The organism is Bradyrhizobium embrapense (genome assembly GCF_001189235.2).
Classification (GTDB): Bacteria; Pseudomonadota; Alphaproteobacteria; order Rhizobiales; family Xanthobacteraceae; genus Bradyrhizobium; species Bradyrhizobium embrapense.
Window position 1 is genome coordinate 119,912 of sequence record NZ_LFIP02000001.1, and the last position, 16,342, is coordinate 136,253.

General features: G+C 64.5%; 22 protein-coding genes. All 22 read left to right on the plus strand.

Annotation, left to right across the window (positions count from 1 at the left end; genetic code table 11):
• The first annotated feature begins 1 nt into the window (after position 1).
• The 22 genes from AKN83_RS00875 to AKN83_RS00980 all read left to right on the plus strand — a co-directional run bounded on the left by AKN83_RS00875 (position 2) and on the right by AKN83_RS00980 (position 16,328).
• Positions 2 to 1,354, plus strand: a complete 1,353-nt coding sequence (locus AKN83_RS00875; RefSeq protein WP_050400441.1) for an AAA family ATPase — start codon at positions 2 to 4, stop codon at positions 1,352 to 1,354.
• Positions 1,355 to 1,359: 5 nt separating this feature from the next.
• The gene (locus AKN83_RS00880) at positions 1,360 to 1,827 is read left to right on the plus strand and encodes a hypothetical protein (protein ID WP_157113152.1); all 468 of its coding nucleotides are present in this window, start codon (positions 1,360 to 1,362) and stop codon (positions 1,825 to 1,827) included.
• An 86-nt stretch (positions 1,828 to 1,913) separates the two neighbouring features.
• The gene (locus tag AKN83_RS00885; protein ID WP_050400443.1) at positions 1,914 to 2,237 is read left to right on the plus strand and encodes a hypothetical protein; all 324 of its coding nucleotides are present in this window, start codon (positions 1,914 to 1,916) and stop codon (positions 2,235 to 2,237) included.
• On the plus strand, positions 2,234 to 3,349 hold the full coding sequence (locus AKN83_RS00890; RefSeq protein ID WP_050400444.1) for a PD-(D/E)XK nuclease-like domain-containing protein: 1,116 nt from the start codon (positions 2,234 to 2,236) through the stop codon (positions 3,347 to 3,349). The genes AKN83_RS00885 and AKN83_RS00890 overlap by 4 nt, the downstream gene beginning before the upstream one ends.
• A gap of 17 nt (positions 3,350 to 3,366) precedes the next feature.
• Entirely contained in the window at positions 3,367 to 4,836 is a 1,470-nt protein-coding gene (locus tag AKN83_RS40840) for a hypothetical protein (RefSeq protein ID WP_063695136.1), read from the plus strand.
• Positions 4,833 to 5,240 carry a hypothetical protein gene (locus AKN83_RS00900; protein WP_050400446.1) on the plus strand — a complete coding sequence of 136 codons (408 nt, stop codon included), beginning with the start codon at positions 4,833 to 4,835 and terminating at the stop codon, positions 5,238 to 5,240. Before AKN83_RS40840 ends, AKN83_RS00900 begins: the two co-directional genes overlap by 4 nt.
• Positions 5,237 to 5,830, plus strand: a complete 594-nt coding sequence (locus tag AKN83_RS00905) for a helix-turn-helix domain-containing protein (RefSeq protein WP_083991867.1) — start codon at positions 5,237 to 5,239, stop codon at positions 5,828 to 5,830. The genes AKN83_RS00900 and AKN83_RS00905 overlap by 4 nt, the downstream gene beginning before the upstream one ends.
• Positions 5,827 to 6,669 (plus strand): radical SAM protein, encoded by an 843-nt coding sequence (locus AKN83_RS00910; protein ID WP_050400448.1) that lies wholly within the window; start codon positions 5,827 to 5,829, stop codon positions 6,667 to 6,669. The genes AKN83_RS00905 and AKN83_RS00910 overlap by 4 nt, the downstream gene beginning before the upstream one ends.
• On the plus strand, positions 6,666 to 7,310 hold the full coding sequence (trpF, locus tag AKN83_RS00915) for a phosphoribosylanthranilate isomerase (RefSeq protein ID WP_050400449.1): 645 nt from the start codon (positions 6,666 to 6,668) through the stop codon (positions 7,308 to 7,310). Before AKN83_RS00910 ends, trpF begins: the two co-directional genes overlap by 4 nt.
• Before the next feature lie 29 nt (positions 7,311 to 7,339).
• The gene (locus AKN83_RS00920) at positions 7,340 to 8,023 is read left to right on the plus strand and encodes a hypothetical protein (protein WP_050400450.1); all 684 of its coding nucleotides are present in this window, start codon (positions 7,340 to 7,342) and stop codon (positions 8,021 to 8,023) included.
• Positions 8,020 to 8,502: a zinc-finger-containing protein gene (locus AKN83_RS00925; protein WP_050400451.1), complete on the plus strand. Its 483-nt coding sequence runs from the start codon at positions 8,020 to 8,022 to the stop codon at positions 8,500 to 8,502. The genes AKN83_RS00920 and AKN83_RS00925 overlap by 4 nt, the downstream gene beginning before the upstream one ends.
• Entirely contained in the window at positions 8,499 to 8,930 is a 432-nt protein-coding gene (locus tag AKN83_RS00930) for a hypothetical protein (RefSeq protein ID WP_050400452.1), read from the plus strand. Before AKN83_RS00925 ends, AKN83_RS00930 begins: the two co-directional genes overlap by 4 nt.
• Complete coding sequence (locus tag AKN83_RS00935) at positions 8,923 to 9,327, plus strand: hypothetical protein (RefSeq protein WP_050400453.1); 405 nt, start codon at positions 8,923 to 8,925, stop codon at positions 9,325 to 9,327. Before AKN83_RS00930 ends, AKN83_RS00935 begins: the two co-directional genes overlap by 8 nt.
• Before the next feature lie 27 nt (positions 9,328 to 9,354).
• On the plus strand, positions 9,355 to 10,182 hold the full coding sequence (locus AKN83_RS00940; RefSeq protein ID WP_050400454.1) for a cysteine hydrolase family protein: 828 nt from the start codon (positions 9,355 to 9,357) through the stop codon (positions 10,180 to 10,182).
• A gap of 39 nt (positions 10,183 to 10,221) precedes the next feature.
• Positions 10,222 to 10,971 (plus strand): hypothetical protein, encoded by a 750-nt coding sequence (locus tag AKN83_RS00945; RefSeq protein WP_050400455.1) that lies wholly within the window; start codon positions 10,222 to 10,224, stop codon positions 10,969 to 10,971.
• 23 nt (positions 10,972 to 10,994) lie between these two features.
• The gene (locus AKN83_RS00950; RefSeq protein ID WP_050400456.1) at positions 10,995 to 11,813 is read left to right on the plus strand and encodes a protein phosphatase 2C domain-containing protein; all 819 of its coding nucleotides are present in this window, start codon (positions 10,995 to 10,997) and stop codon (positions 11,811 to 11,813) included.
• A complete protein-coding gene (locus AKN83_RS00955; protein WP_050400457.1) occupies positions 11,813 to 12,196 on the plus strand; it encodes a hypothetical protein in 384 nt (127 codons plus the stop codon). Before AKN83_RS00950 ends, AKN83_RS00955 begins: the two co-directional genes overlap by 1 nt.
• On the plus strand, positions 12,196 to 13,941 hold the full coding sequence (locus tag AKN83_RS00960) for a hypothetical protein (RefSeq protein ID WP_050400458.1): 1,746 nt from the start codon (positions 12,196 to 12,198) through the stop codon (positions 13,939 to 13,941). The genes AKN83_RS00955 and AKN83_RS00960 overlap by 1 nt, the downstream gene beginning before the upstream one ends.
• Entirely contained in the window at positions 13,938 to 14,264 is a 327-nt protein-coding gene (locus AKN83_RS00965; protein WP_050400459.1) for a hypothetical protein, read from the plus strand. The genes AKN83_RS00960 and AKN83_RS00965 overlap by 4 nt, the downstream gene beginning before the upstream one ends.
• Positions 14,261 to 15,001, plus strand: coding sequence for a DNA N-6-adenine-methyltransferase (locus AKN83_RS00970; RefSeq protein ID WP_063695138.1), 741 nt, complete (start codon positions 14,261 to 14,263; stop codon positions 14,999 to 15,001). Before AKN83_RS00965 ends, AKN83_RS00970 begins: the two co-directional genes overlap by 4 nt.
• A 143-nt stretch (positions 15,002 to 15,144) precedes the next feature.
• Positions 15,145 to 15,408, plus strand: coding sequence for a hypothetical protein (locus AKN83_RS39355; RefSeq protein ID WP_157113153.1), 264 nt, complete (start codon positions 15,145 to 15,147; stop codon positions 15,406 to 15,408).
• 2 nt (positions 15,409 to 15,410) lie between these two features.
• The gene (locus AKN83_RS00980; RefSeq protein WP_050400462.1) at positions 15,411 to 16,328 is read left to right on the plus strand and encodes a 3'-5' exonuclease; all 918 of its coding nucleotides are present in this window, start codon (positions 15,411 to 15,413) and stop codon (positions 16,326 to 16,328) included.
• The last annotated feature ends 14 nt before the right edge of the window (positions 16,329 to 16,342 follow it).

Here is a 16,342-nt window from a genome sequence, read left to right on the forward strand (position 1 = left end):
CATGTCCGAGCAAAGGCAAAATTATCGAATTCTCTCATTCCAGATCGAAGGCATCCTCCGTGTAGTTGCGGTTACGATCCGGCCCGATGGCCGCACGCTGGAGCTCACCGGGCCCAACCGCCAAGGTAAGAGTTCGATCATCGACGCCCTCTGGATGGCGCTGGGCGGCGAGAAGTTCATCCCACAGGACCCTATCCATGACGGAATGGACGAAGGCCGCGTGTTGGTCGACCTCGGGGACGACTCCGGCACGAAGCTGAAAGTTACAAGACGCATCAAGCGCAAGGATGATGGCTCGTTCAAGCCGAGCTTGACCGTCGAAGATGCGGACGGATCGAAGTTCTCCAATCCGCAGAAGATGCTGAACGACCTGATCGGATCACTCAGCTACGACCCGCTCGACTTCATCAACAAGAAGCCGAAGGAGCAGTTTGACCTCCTCAAGTCGTTCGTCTCCGGCATTGATTTTGATGCCATCGCGAAGGCCAATGACGCGGACTTCGACGCCCGGACCGTGGTCAACCGCGATGCCAAGGCACTGCGGACCCGAGCCGACGCCATTGTCATCGACCAAACCGCGCCGACCGAAGCGGTGGACGAGGCCGCGCTCGTGCAGGAGCTCGCCCAAGCCGCCGACAAGAACGGCGCCGTTCAGCGCTTCCGGTCCGATCAGGCGGCGCGCCGGCAGCGGGCGCAGGAGCGCGACCAGGCCGCCGAACTTGCGCGCCAGCGGATCGACCAACTGCAAGCCGAGATCGAGAAGCTGACCGCGGAGGCTGATGCCGCCGAGACCGCGGCCGGCGAGATCCGGCTCGAGATCAGCGACGCCGGCGACGAGCCGCCATCGGTCGACACGCAGGAACTGCAAGCCAAGATCACTGCGGCACGCGAGACGAATGCCAAGGTAGCCGCCGCTGCACGCGCACGCGTCGAGAAGGAGCGGCTCACCAGCGAAGCGGCGGAGCTCGAGGCCAAGTCCGAAGCCCTCAGCAAGGCGATCGTCGCCCGCGAGACCGAGAAGCAGGAAGCCATTGCCCGCGCCGACATGCCGATACCCGGCTTGTCCTTCGGGGACGGCGTCATCTTGCTCGACGGTCACCCCCTCGCCCAGGCCAGCCAGGCGCAGAAGCTCGGCCTTGCCGTCGCCATCGCGATGAAGCTGCAGCCGCGGCTCCGCTTCCTGACGACCAAGCACGCCGCACTGCTGGACGACGAGTCCTGGGCGTCCCTTGTCCGCTTGGCTGACGAGCAGGATCTGCTCGTCATCGCGGAGACCGTCAATTCAAACCGGCCAACCGCAGTGGTGATCGAAGACGGCCACGTCCGCGGCGCCAAGCAGCAAGCCGCGGAGTGATCGCCATGTTCGACACCATTCTCCGTTTCTTCCGCCCTCATCGCTCTTCGCCCTGGGACTCTGCTCCGCCTTGGGCGCTGGAACTGAAGCACATGCAGGAGCGAATTCTGAGAAAAGAGGACCAACAGATGTCTGCCCAAGACGATCTCAACAACGCGGTTGTCGCGCTGGCTGCCGGCTACGGCAGCCTGCACACCGCCATCCTGCCGGTTCTGCAGGTCATCGCCGACAATGCAAATGGCAACTCGGTCATCACGCAGGCGGTCGCCAACATCCAGGCGGTGACCGGCAAGATGGCCGACGATGCGGCCGCCCTCACCGCCGCCGTCCCGGCCGCGACGACCGTCTCGCCGCCGCCGGCGTCGCAGCCGGTCGTGCAGGACCCGCCGTCCATCACGCCGCCGTCGATCGATCCGCCGACTGTCACCGATCCCGCTGCGACTCCGCCGACCGGCGACGCTTCCGGCTCCTGACCGGAAGACGGCTCCTCCCCAACTTGCCGCGCGGGTCTCATCTCGCGCGGCACCTTTCCCGGGCAATCCGATTGCGAGATCCCAACGTGTCCCTCACCAAGGTCGAACTTCACGTCGAGACGAGGCCGTCAAATCGCGTCCTCAACCTGCTCTGCCAGATCCTCTTCTGGGTGCTTCTGATTGGAGCGATCGCGGTCTCGCGCCTTTATCTCGGCGGCTCGTTCATAGTTGAGGTGCTGGCCACGATCTTCGCGCTCGTCGTCCTGGTGCATATCGCCAAGAGGCATTCCGGTGCCGAGATCACGATGTCGGTTTCGGAGGTCGACGCATGGATCCGCGACGGCGCGCCGACCGACGTCAAGGAATGGCTCGCCGCCAGGTCGGCCAAGGTTGTGGGTGGTCGGCCATGAATGCCGTTGTCAGCCCCGACGTTGCCGCGAGCGAACCGGTGAAATTCGAGCCCGGCATCTACTTCGGCGTGCCCGAGGACAAATACCACCAGGACACCTCGCTCGGATCCACGAAGCTGAAGGAACTGGTGATCGACCCGATCGAGTACCAGCACGGCCGCCTGCACGGCGCCGAGCAGAAGGAAACGTTCCAGTTGAAGTGGGGCCGCGCGATCCACTGTCGCGCGCTCGAGGGAAAGCAGTTCTTGGCCGAGCGCTTCCCGATCGCGCCGGCGCTGGCCGACTATCCGAACGCGCTCGTGACGATGGATCACCTCCGCGAGCACGCCAAGAAGCTGGGCCTGACCAAGGTCGGTAACACCAAGGCATTGGTGGCCACCGCGATCCGCGAGTTCGACCAGAGCATCCCGATCTGGGACGAGATCATGGCTCGGTTCGAGACCGAGCACGCTGGCAAGACCATCATTCCGCGTGAGGCGATCGAGCACATCGAGCGCGCCGTGGAATGGATGCAGCGGGAGCCGAAGCTTGCACCCGTCATGGAAGACGGCACTTTCACCGCCGGTGCATCGGAGGTCTCGATCTTCTATGTCGAGAACGGCGTCCGGCTGAAAGCCCGCATCGACCACCTGCTGTCACATGCCGTGGTCGACCTGAAATCCTTCCGGCCGTTCCTGCAGGAGCGACTGAGGGAAGGTGCCAAGAAGGCGATCTCGCGCATGCGGTACGACCTGCAGGCCGCGGCATACATCCGCGCGCTGAAGGTCGCCGCCAAGCTGTACGCCGACGGCAAGGTCTTCGATTGCCCCTACTCGCCCGCCTTCCTCGAGTCCGTGTTTGCCGCCTTGTCCATCGCGGAGCGCGATCCGCACTCGGCCGAGGCTCTGAAATGGGTCTGGGTGCTGATCAAGGCCTCGGGCGCGCCGCAGCCAGTCGTCGCCGAATTCGATCTCGGCAGCATGATCTTCCGCCAGGCCGCCGTCGATATCGACGACGCCATCAAGAACTACCGCCTCTACGTCGAGAAGTTTGGCCTTGACCAGGACTGGGTGCCGGAGCTCCCGGCCGAGGTCTGGGGCGACACCGACTTCCCGTCTTGGGCTTTCACCTAAACCACTGAGGACTGACGATGAATATGATTGTCGACGAGCGCGACCAAGAACGTCAAACGTTGCCCGCCGTCGTTGTGGAAAGTGCGATGCCGGCGATGCTGCGCGCCGAGATCGACGGTCAGATCGCTACCGCCAAGATGTATCCGCGGAACGTCTCGCGCGCGATCGGCAACATCAAGAGCCTGGCGACACTCGACGAAGAGACGGCCGCGGAGTCGCTGTACGCGCTCGTCCGCAAGAAGAAGCAGCAGAACCGCGGCGGTGGTGACTCGACCGATACCGCCAACGCGGCGATCGAAGGACCGAGCATTCGCCTGGCCGAGATCGCGGCCCAATGCTGGGGCAACTGCCGGATCGAGGCTCACGTCGTCACGGTCAACAAGAAGGACAAGTACGTCGAGGCCGTCGGCACGTTCCACGATCTTGAGACGAACATGGCTTCGACCGCGACGGTGCGGCGCCGGATCTCGACCTCCAGCGGCAACCTCTTCTCCGAAGACATGATCACAGTCACCGGGAACGCTGCCTGCTCGATCGCGAAGCGTAACGCGATCCTCGCCGGCATTCCGCGCGGCGTCTATCGGCCCGCCTATCATGCGGCTCGCGAAGTCGTCGCCGGCACCACCGCGACGCTTTCTCAGAACCGCGACAAGGCCATCAAGGCATTCGCGACCTATGGCGTCACGCCCGATCAGATCTTCGAGGCTCTCGACGTCAATGGAGAGGCCGAAATCCGACTCGAGCACATCGCAACCCTGCGCGGCATGTTCATGTCGATCAAGAACGGCGAAGCCACGGTCGAGGAGATGTTCGCCAAGGAGAAGCCGTCCCAGGCCGATCCCGACTACAACCCGTTGGTGAAGAAGGACACCGGCGGTGCCGAACAGCAGGCCGGTGGCGCAGCCGATACGGCCGGCAACGAAGAACGCACCTCAGCTGCGCAGGAAGGCAGCCAGACCGGTGAGAAGCCGGCCACGGAATCCGCCGCGGCGGAGGCAGCGCATCCATCTGACCATGCGGCGGGACATCAACCCGCGGTCGGATCGGACAGCGCTGCCACCTCGGCGCAGACGTCGGCGAAGCCAGCCCCCGCCGATGAAGGGACGAGCCAGGAGCGCACCGCCAGCGGCTCGTCCCAACCTGATTTGCTGTCCGGCCCAACCTCCGCCCAGGACAGCAAACCGCAGTCGAGCGTTCCCCAAAGCTCGACTGCTGACGGAGCGGATGCGTCCCGTGGCCGTGGCGCGTCCGCTCCCGATCAGCTTCGCTCCTATCACAGGACCCTCTCCACCATCGAGAACGGCGGCCCGGCCAAGCTCGGGAAGATGTCGCTCGCTTGGTACAAGGCCAACGGAGAGGCGAACGCCTTCGACGACCTGAATCACCCGAAGGCTGAGAAGATCTTCGCCGCCCATACGGAGCGTCTGACCGGTTCGATCGATCTCGCGGCGTGCACCAAGAAGGTCGAGGAGATCATCGCGCGATGACCATCCTCGATCGCCCGCCGTCGGACTGGAAGCGGCCGGCTATGCCCGTCCGCACCAAGCTGGACGTCGTCATCCGACAGGAAGGCAAGTGCAAGCAGACCGGCGAGAAGCTCGGCACGCTCGAAAACACCCGGTTTGATCACCGCCCGGCCCTCTGGGAGCGACAGTTCGACACCGTGGCGGACGACACGATCCCGCCGGCGAACGACGCCGCATTCATTGATGCGTGCACGGTCGCCGGCCACGACGTCCGAACCCATGGGAACGGCGCCACGACCGTCGGCTCCGACTCCCATCGTCGCGCGAAGATCAAGCGGATGACCGATCCCAAGCCGGCAAAGCCGAAGCGGAAGATCCGCGGGCGGTCGACCTTCCCAAAACGAAAGGTCCGGAGGTTTGGATGAATTCGGCAGCATCAGCATCCCTTGAATTCAGCACGTTGGCTGAGTTGTCGGCCCACTATCGTCAGGTCCGAGCTCGGTTGCCGGTTGTGGTCCCGCAGTGGCAGCGCGACACGCTGGCGCTGCCCCCGGGTCTTCTCCGCCTGCCGGCGCCGGCCGCCTTCGCGACCGTCGAGGATATCGTTCCGTCGCAGTTGAGACGGGCGCCGGAGGAAGTTCGGAAGTTGAGCGGCGAAGCCGAGCGCGTGGCGATCCGCAGGTCGATCGCCGCATACCGCGCCCTGCTTTGCCAAATGCCGGCGAACCAGCGCCGGGTCAATTTGATCAAGGCTGCGGTCGGTCGCGCTTTCAAGGTCAGCCAGGACGGCTTCACGCACCATTCACGCCGACACGGCGTGACGCGCATCCGGCAGATCGCGATGTGCCTCTCGAAGCTGCTGACCACGACCAGCCACAACGAGATCGGCCGCAGTTTCGGCGGTCGCGACCACACCACGGTGCTGCACGCCTACCGCAAGTTTCTGCCGATCGTCGCCGAGGTCATGGCCGAGATGAACGACGGTCAACCCTGCCAGATCGGGGGCCAACTATGACGATGACCGACGGATATTTCGCCGATCAGCCGATCGTGCCTGGCGCCGACGTCATCTATCGGCCGAAGGGCAACGCCGGTGAGTACGCGCCGCTGGCGACGAACCCCTATCGAGGCTGCGGACACGGCTGCGCCTATTGCTACGTTCCGCCGGCGACGCATATCCCGCGGCTGACTTTCGACCAGGGCGCAGTACCGCGACCTGGGTTCATGCAGCGGCTCGACCGCGATATCCGACGCTATCAGGCCGCCGGCGTCTCCGACGGTCACCCCGCCGATCAGATCTTCATCACGTTCTCCAGCGACCCGTTCCACCGCGGCGACCTCTCCCTGACTCGGCAAACAATGCATGCTCTCAAGGAAGGCGGCATGTCGTTCTGCACTTTGTCCAAGGGTGGACGTCGTGCGCTATCGTTCCTGCCGGAATACCGCCGCGAGCGGGACGCTTACGCCTGCACGCTGACAACGTTGGACGATGAGTTCTCGCAGACATGGGAGCGCAATGCGGCGTTGCCCGGCGAGCGGATCGCCGTGCTGGAGACCTTCCACCAGGCCGGCATTTTCACTTGGGTGTCGCTCGAACCGACGCTCGATGCCGCAGCTTCGGTTGCGATCGTCCGGGCAACGTACAGGTTCGTGGATCTCTACAAGATCGGGCGCGCCAACTACGTCCCCAAGATCTCCAAGACGATCGATTGGGCGGCATACACCCGCGACGTGACTCAGGCGTGCCGCGAGGTCGGCGCGCGCCATTACGTGAAGCGCGACCTGCAAGCCCATTTGCCACCTGGTTATGACAACCCCCTGCGCGTTCCGCAGCATCATGGAGCCACGGCATGAAGCCCGAGTTCATCACCTTCACCGGTATCGACAACTGGACCGAGCTCCACGACATCCACGTCCTCTCGATCAAGTACCCTGTCGAGTTCGGTGTCTTGTTCAGCCCAAAGCGCCAGGGCACCGATCCGCGCTATCCCGACGGCGACGCGCTGTCCCGCTTCATGTGGAGCGGGCTCCGGCTGTCAGCGCACCTCTGCGGCGACTACAGCCGCCGGATCATGGCAGGCGAGTCCATCGTCGACACCATCCCGGTCGACCTCGGGTACCTGAACCGGGTTCAGGTGAACCACGCCGAGCCGGATCCGGCGAAGATCATCGAATTTCGCAACGGCTGGGGATCGATGCGCGCGATCGCGCAGACCCGCGCCGATGCGTTCCCGGCCGACACCTCCGTGGACTGGCTCTTTGATCGCAGCGGCGGCACCGGCGTCGCGCCGACGGCCTGGCCGATGCATCCCGGCGGCGATCGGCTGGTTGGTTACGCCGGCGGCATCTCGCCCGACAACATCCGCGGCGTCATGTCGGTGCTCGAGCAGATGCCAGGTCGATACTGGATCGACATGGAAAGCGGAGTCCGGACCGACGACCGGTTCGACATCGCAAAGTGCCGTGCCGTTTGCGAGGCGGTGTTCGGCAAATGAGGGACGTTCCGGTAATCTTTAGCGCCCCGATGGTGCAGTCCCTGCTTCGCGAAGTTGAAGCGCCGGGGACCGGCAAGACCATGACGCGGCGCCTCGCTTGGGGCGAGCCGTTCACCGTCTACGACGACGAAGACGGCGAACAGGCGGCGAAGCTCCGAAAGAAGGGCTGCAAGGTCAGCGGTCCGGACGATACTTCCGCGCGTATCGCTTGGCCCCCGTCACCGTGGCAGCGCGTGAAGGCTGGCGACCGCCTCTGGGTGCGCGAGTCCGTCAAGGGCGAACCGAACGCAGAGGGATGGGACGGCGTCCGCTACGCCGCCGACAATGCCTGGATCATGTCGACGGCGGCGAACGCCGAAGAGGCCGACGAATTCGTCGCTCTTTACCGTTACGGCGGCAAGCGCGGCGCGAGCGTTCCTTCGATCCATATGCCGCGTTGGGTCTCCCGTATCACGCTGATCGTCACCGCGACGAAGATCGAGCGGCTGACCACGATCACCGAGGCTGATGCCATCGCCGAAGGTGTCGAGCACCGCGGCGAGCGCGACTACTGGGCCGGGCTCAACCGCGGGACCGATGCCGTTGCTTGCTTCTCCGCGCTCTGGCGGTCGCTACACGGTATGGGCTCGTGGGACAAGAACCCCGAGGTCGTCGCCCTCACCTTCAAAGTCATCAAAGCCAACATCGATAAGCCGGAGGCTCGTGCAGCATGACAGACACCGCTCCCATCTGCTGCGGCATCGCCACCCGCCTGACGACCGGAAAAGAGATCTATCCGCATCGGCGCGACCTGCATTGGAAGCACTTCTACAAGTGCGACCGCTGCGGCAAATATTGCGGCTGCCATCCCGGCACCACGAAGAGCCTCGGCACGCCGGCAGATGCCGCCACCCGCGCAGCGCGATCGAACCTGCACGACAACGTCTTCGATCCGATCTGGAAGAGCGCGGTGACGACAGGCCAATACGATCCCGAGGACCACAAAGCGAAGACCAGGATCCTGAAGGCGGCTCGGTCCCGGCTCTACCGCTACCTGGCGCACCACCTCGGTATCGATCGCGATGCCTGCCACTTCGGCATGTTCACGCTCGAGCAGTGCAAGCGCGCGACCGAGATCCTGAGCGGACTGTCCTATCGGACGGTTCGGGATTGGCACTATGCGCGGGTCAAGCAGGAAGGCAAAGCGGCATGAGCATCGACGGCGCTATCTATCCCTGCCCGCTCTGTCTCGGCACGAACCTGAACTCCTTTAGCCATTGGGTTTCGCTCAACGACGGCATGAAGGAAATCCCCAAGGTCCAGTGCAGGGCCTGCCACTGCGAGGCGAGCGTTCAAGCCTGGTCGGCGCGGAAGCCTGTTCCGCCGGCAGCGTGGCTGCTCGTCGAGGCCCTGCGCGCGGATGAGGCCCACAGCGTCACGCTGTTTTGTGACAACCCCGATTTCAACATGGGGCCGGACAGCGCGGTCGAGGTCTGCGGCGATTACACCGACTGGAGCGAGCGCCGGTTCGAGGGCGACAATCTCACCGCCGCGCTGATGGCGGCGTATCTCGCCAAGACCGGCGGCACCGTGTCGCCCGAGATCGCGGAAGCCCTGAAGCGGGAGGCCGCCCATGGCTGACGTCACCGGTCCTATCTCGACGCTGCCGGGCTCCGGTCACCGTCTGCCGGACGGCACGATGTGTGACCGCCACCCCGATCGGCCGGCGGTAGCGCGCATCCAAGGCGAGACCGACTCCTTCGGCTCCGAGATGAATGATCTCTGCACGGAGTGTCTCGAGGCTCAGCGCGTCTATGCAAGATCTCCGGAGGCGCGAACTGGTCGATGCGACTGGTGCAAGACGAACGCCACGGACCTGAGCAACACCCGCGACATCGACGAGGGCTCGGCAGGACCGGTCTACCGCGTCTGCGGCGGCTGCAAGAAGAAGCAAGACGACGCAATTCGCGAAGAACTCGACCGTTACGATCGCGAGCACGGTCCGCTCGACGATGGCTACGATGACTACGACGATTGACCCAAACATCCCGCAGGAGGTGAACCAATGCGCAAGACCGTTAAAGCAGATCTCATCATCATCGACCCCCAGAACGACTTCATGGACCAGAAGGGGGCAGCGCTGCCGGTTGCCGGCGCCGTCGCCGACATGACGCGCGTCGCCGGTGTCGTGAAGCGGATCGGCCGGCGGCTGAATGACATCCACGTCACGCTGGACTCGCACCGCGTCATCGACGTTGCGCATCCTGGGTTCTGGCGCGGTGCCGACGGCAAGCACCCTGCCCCGTTCACCATGATCACCAACGCCGACATCAAGTCGGGCATGTGGGAGCCGCGCAACCACACGCTCCGCAGGCGCATGCTGGACTACACCGCCGCGCTCGAGGCGGCCGGCAAGTTCGTTCTCATGATCTGGCCGGAACACTGCATCATCGGCAGCTGGGGCCACAACGTCGTCGACGTCCTTCGCGACGAGCTCGCCGCCTGGGAGCGCGACAACTTCGCCACGATCGATTTCGTCACGAAGGGCACCAACACCTTCACGGAGCACTACGGAGCTCTGATGGCTGAGGTGCCGGATCCCGCCGATCCCTCGACCCAGTTGAACGGTGGCTTCCTCAGCGTGCTGCAGGAAGCCGACGTCATCGGCATCGCCGGCGAGGCATCCTCGCACTGCGTCGCCACCACGATCCGGCAGATCGTCGACAACATCGGCGACGACCACCTTCGCAAGATCCACATCTTGACGGACTGCATGTCGCCGGTCCCGCAGACGCCCGGCGGACCCGACTTCCCGGCGATCGCGCAGCAGTTCCTGAAGGACATGGAAGCGCGCGGGCTCGTCCTCACGACGTCCGACGCCTTCCTGGCCTGATTCCACGACACCACCCTCGAATTCCCGAAAGGAGCCACAATGCCCCGTCTCGACGGAACTGACATCGAAACCCACAACCTCGGCGGCAACTTCTCATTCACCGGTGCCCGTATCGCAGGGCTCGGCGCCACCGAGTACACCCTGGTCGATATCGAAGTCGACATGAGCGGATCGGTCTCGCCGTTCCTCAGCGACCTGATCGCCATGATCAAGGCGTCGGTCGAGGCCTGCCGGAAATCGCCACGGTCGGAAAACCTGCTGGTCCGCGTCGCGGCATTCAGCAGTTCGTATCCTGGCGGCATCAACGAGGTGCATGGTTTCATCCCGTTGGCCAGCGTCGACCAGACCGCATATGACCGGCTCAGCGCCGGCGGCGGAACGCCGCTCTTCGACGCCTGCTACGTCGGCGTCGGCGCCGCGAATGCCTATGCGAAGATGCTCTTCGACCAGGAATTCAACGCCAACGGCATCAGCTTCTTCATCACCGACGGCGAGGACACCGGCGGCGCCGCATCACCGGCCATGATCAAGGCCGAGATCGCGCGGGCGACGAAGGAAGAATTCCTCGAGAGCCACGTCAGCATCCTGATCGGGATCAATGCCGCCGCCTGCACCGCGGCGCTCGGCCGGTTCCAGAAGGAAGCCGGCATCACCCAGTACATCGACGCCGGCGACGTCACCAAAGGCAAGCTGGCCAAGTTGGCGGCCTTTGTCTCGCAGTCGGTTTCGAGCACGTCGCAGGCGCTCGGCACCGGCGGTCCCAGCCAAGCCATCGCGGCCACGATCTGATCCCAGCCGCCGCGGAGAACATCATGCGCTTCACAGTTGACCACTCCTTTCATATCGGATCGCAGCATCTCCGCGGCGGCATGCCGTGCCAGGACTACGCGCTGTCGCACACCGACAGCGACTTCTTTGCGGCCGCCATAATCTCTGACGGCTGCTCAAGCGGCGGAAAGACGGACGTTGGATCTCGCGTGGTCGCCCACTCGACGCTCACGGCCATCATAGAGAACCCGCATCTGGATGAGAGGTCGATCGATCGTCACTGCCACGACCGCGATCGTCGCGCGATGATGGCTCTTTGCCTCAAGCCCGAAGACATGCTGGCAACCAGCCTCTACATCGCGATCTGGGGTGACCGCGCCATCTCGCGCGTTGTCGGCGACGGCGTGATTGCTGCAGTCCATCGCGATGGGCGGCTGGTTATGAACAAGATCGACTGGGCAAACAACATGCCCGTCTATCGGGCCTACGAGCGGCGCGACAACTATCGGGATTTCATTTCCGCTCACGGTGGTCCGGACGCCCTTGGGTTCTCCCAGCATGTGGTCTCCTGGGACGGTGAGTTTAGCCTTCCACACCCGGTCGAGGCCGGGCTCGTCGGCACCAGCATTGATCATGATCTGCAGATGTTCAGGCTCATCGCCGTCTTCTCCGACGGCGTGACGCAGGTCGACGGCATGGACTGGCGCGAAGTCGTCACCCAGCTGATGTCCTTCAAGTCGACCGGTGGCGCCTTTGTGAAGCGCCGCATGCTGCGGTTCCTCAAGGACTGCCAGGCGCACGGCAAAGGCCCGATCGACGATATCGCCATGGCCTGCATCCACATCGACCACGAGGCCGAGTGATGGGCGCGACCTATTTCCAAGACTTTACCCGCGACAACGGTTACCCCGTGACGGTCGAGTACGGCTATTCGCCGGGCAGCGAAACGACCTATTCGCCGATGCACGGCGCCTGCGGTGGCGCCCCCTGCGAAATCCAGATCGTCTCGTCCATGCCCAACACGCCGGCATTCGAGCGCTTCAGCGGGATCTACAACCATCTTCGCTGGGGCCGGCGCCAGGCCTGGCAGCGCCCAGCGTTCGAGCTTGCTGCCGCCATTGTCCGCCTTTGCCGATGGATCTGGGAGTTTCGCGCCCGCCTTTCGACCGAGGAGCGAGAGCGCATGGAGGAATGGCTCGCCGAGCACCACGTCTACGAACCCTATGAGCCGGAGGACTGCAACTGATGGCGCGCAGGGGCACGATCAACGTCCACCTCGAGGGCCGCGGCGCGATGACGCTGCGCGAGGCCAATTACGTCACTTCCGGCGGCGAAGGCTCGATCTACCGGACCGGCAAGACCATCGTGAAGCTCTACACCGACGCCGACAAGATGGCGCGCGACGGCATGCCGGAGAAGGTGAAGGCGCTGGCCAGCCTGAAGCATGCCGGCATCGTGGCGCCGCAAGGACTGGTGCTGGATGACTCGAGGAAGCCGGTCGGCTTCTACATGCCGTTCGTCGACGGCGAGCCGATGTCGCGGGTATTCGTGTCGGATTACCGGGTGCGGACCGGTTTCGCGGATGGCGACGCCGTCGCGCTGACGCAGTCCATGTACGAGATCGTCGAATATGCCCACAGCCAGAAGGCAGTGCTGGTCGACGCGAACGAGCTCAATTGGCTGGTCGGCTTCCGGAAGGGTGCCGCGGCGACCGCCTCGGTGATCGACGTCGATTCCTGGGCGATCGGCCGCTGGGGCGCCTCGGTCATCATGCCGTCCATCCGCGACTGGCACGCCTCCTCGTTCGATGCTCAGACGGATTGGTTCGCGTGGGGCATCGTGGCGTTCCAAGTCTTCACCGGCATCCACCCCTACAAGGGTCGGATCGAAGGCTATAAGCCTGCCGATCTCGTCCAGAGGATGAAGGACAACGCGTCGGTCTTCGACAAGCGGGCCAAGATGCCGCTGTCGGTCCGCGACTTTGCCTGCATCCCTGGCCCGCTGCTGGACTGGTTCCAGACCACGTTCCAACTCGGCAAGCGCGGGACGCCGCCGGCGCCGACGGCAAAGGGCAAGCCGGCGAAGGCGGCGCAGATCATGCGGGCCGTCACGACGGCGACCGGCGGCGCGCTGGTGTTCGAGAAGGTGTTCGCGCGTGGCGGCTGGCATGTCACGCGGGTCTGGGCGAACGGCGCCGCCCGGCTGACGTCCGGCGAAGTCGTCGACCTCTCGACTGGCGGCGCGATCGCGCACCAGGTGCCGGCGGACGCCGAGGTCATCAAGGTCCCAGAGGGTTGGGTCATTTCGCTCCCGACCCAGAACGAGATCCTTTTCGCGCACATCCCGTTCGAGATGGTCGGCGGCGCCGGCGGCCGCAGGTTTGCCGATCAGCCGGTACCGCTCCGCCGCGTCTTCCGCGCCGGCGAGACGCTATTCGGCGTCACCGACCGCGAGTTGATTGAGCTCGAGCTCAACGATGTCGGCGGCCGGCCGCGCATGATCATGGATCGGCGCTGGAACATGCTGGTCGGCGCCACGACCTGGTTGGATGACGTCGCCGTTACCGACGCGCTCGGCAACGCCTTCGTGGTGCTCCCGCATGCCGGCGGCATCTCGCAGATCCGGGTGCCGGAGCTCGACGGCGGGACAATAGTCTCAGGCAAGGCCGCAGGTCGCTTCGCCGCCTTCGCTGTCATCAGCGGACAAGGAAACTTCTACCGCATCGAACTGACGTTCGATCGCACCTTCACGACCTATCAGGTGTGGACCGGGCCGGTCGACAGCGCCGAGCTCAACATGGCCATCCTGCCGCGTGGGGTCGCTGCCACCATCACCAATGACTTCGAGATCACGATCTTCGTCCCGACCACGGGCGTCATGAACAAGGTCCGCGACACCGGCGTCAGCACCGCGATGAAACTGGCGGCCTGGGGCGAGCGCATCGTCTACCTGATCGACGGCGCCGTCTGGCAGATGAGGATGGCACCATGACCGCCGGCCGCGCTTGGGTGAAAGACCGGCTCGCCGCGATCCGATCGCTGGACGAGACCACGTTTCAGAAGTTCATGACCAAGTGGAACATGCCGCAGCCGCGACAGTGGTTGCCGCAGGCCCGGCTCGTTCTCATGCACAAGATGCGGTGTGATGCCGGCATCGTCGGGTTGACCGAGGAAGAACGCCAAGCCTCTCGGGACTGGCTGAAGCAGAACGGCTACAGCGAGTCGACCGCTCAACCCGGCGGCTGTCCTGCCTGCGGACACATCGGCCCATCGTTCACCGACTGCCCGACCTGCGGAATGGGAGCGAAGCAATGACGGCACCGCTTTTCGCTGGCATGGGCGCCCATCAGACACCGCGGCGCAATCGCACCGACAACTGGCTGACGCCGCCCTGGCTGCTGCGCATGCTCGGCGGCTGGGAAGCGTACGACTTGGATCCGAGCGCGATGGTCGACCAGCCGTGGCCGACGGCCCGCCGGCACTACACCATCAACGACAACGGCCTGCTGCTGCCGTGGGAAGGCGACGTCTGGCTGAACCCGCCCTATCTCCGCGGGCTGCTCGGTCGCTTCATGGCGAGAATGGCCGCGCACGGTCGCGGCATCGCGCTGATCTTCGCCCGCACGGAGACGTCGACCTTTTTCCGCTACGTCTGGGAGCGCGCCACCGCGGTCTTGTTCCCGCGCGGTCGGATCGACTTCTGCACCCCGGACGGCGGCACCGCCGGCGACTCCGGCGCGCCCTCCGTTCTCTGCGCCTATGGCGATCGGCACGCCGAGGTGCTCGCCGCCGTCGATCCCGACTTCGGTCAATTCCTGCCGCTGCGGCTGCCGCGGAGCGTCGCGGTCCTGGCGCTGGCGACGACCTGGCGCGAGGCGATCGTCGATTGGCTGCGCGCGCAGCGCGGTCCCGTCGCCCTCGCCGAAATCTACCGCGCCTTCGCGTCTCACCCGAAGGCGGCCACCAACCCGAATTACCAGGCCAAGATCCGGCAGGTGCTCCAGCTGGGCGCCGGCGTTCGGGTCGGTCGCGGACAATGGAGCGCAGCTTGAGGCCCTCTCTGACAATCACAAAGGTGAATTCTGGAAATGGAGACGACCGGGTCCGCGTCACGATTAGATCCGGGCAACGGGTCATAGCTCAGACCGAGTGTAGTCTTGAGGATTACGCGAAGGCGCAGTTCGGGCTGTCAGAGGTGGCGGTCAATCTGGTTACTCGCGAAAGCAGTGCGGTGCCGGCAGACACGATCTCGGCGGGCATTACCGAGCAAGTCGCCATCCTCTACTCGGACGGATCGTTCAACGTCCTCGGGACGAAGCGCGATCGCGCGAGGATTCTGGCGGAAGCGCGGGATCAATGCGCCGACGCAAATCTCTACGAGAAACGCCCCTCCCACCTCGCGCGTGTCGTGTTGGTCGAAGTCTTGGTCAAACGCGACATCCCCGAAGACGAGAAGTGATCATGATCATTCGCCCGTGCGATGTTGAGACAACCGGTCTCGAGGCCTCCGACGAGGTAATCGAGATCGGCTTCACTGACCTCCGGAATGTCAGCGATATCTGGGGGCTGTCGACGGTCAGCAAGCAGACATTCATCCGTCCTGCCCGGCCGATCCCGCCCGAGTCGTCGGGCATTCACCACATCACGGATGACGACGTAAAGGACGCGCCGTCCTGGGCGGACGGATGGCGCATGCTAGTCGAGACACCGAACGACGACGGCAAGATCATCTTTGCCGCACATGCCGCGTACTACGAGCGGCAATATCTCGATCACCTGATCCAGGCCGATTGGATCTGCACCTGGAAGTGCAGTCTCCGGCAATGGCCGGAGCTCGCGAGCCACAAGCTGCAGGCGCTGCGCTATGCGCTGAACTTGCCGACCGACCCAGAGCGCGCCTCACCGCCGCACCGTGCCGCGCCGGACTCCTATGTCTGCGGTTTGGTGTTGCTCGAGCTGCTGGAGCATCAGACCGTTGAGACGCTCCTGCTGTGGTCCTCCGAGCCCGCCGTTTTCACGAAGTTCGATTTCGGTCAGTTCGACGGCAAGCCGCTGTCCGCCGCCGACGACGGCTATCTCGATTGGCTCGCCAACAAAGACCATAAGATGGGCGAGGACTGGCGCTGGAACGCGCGCCGCGAGATCGAACGGCGACTGATCGTAAAGCGCAAGCAGGCGCTGGATCTCCTGCTGCCCGCGATCGCCGGCGCAGCCACCGTCACGGACCTCGAGAATTGGTACCACGGGTCGGCGGAGTACCTGGCCAAGCACGGCATCATCATCGGATCGACCGACTATCAATCGCTGATCTCGGCCTGTGCGGCACGGAAGAAGGTGTTGATCGAGGGCGGCCAGCCGCAGTTCGGCGGCACGCAGTGAACGCCGCCCTCCAC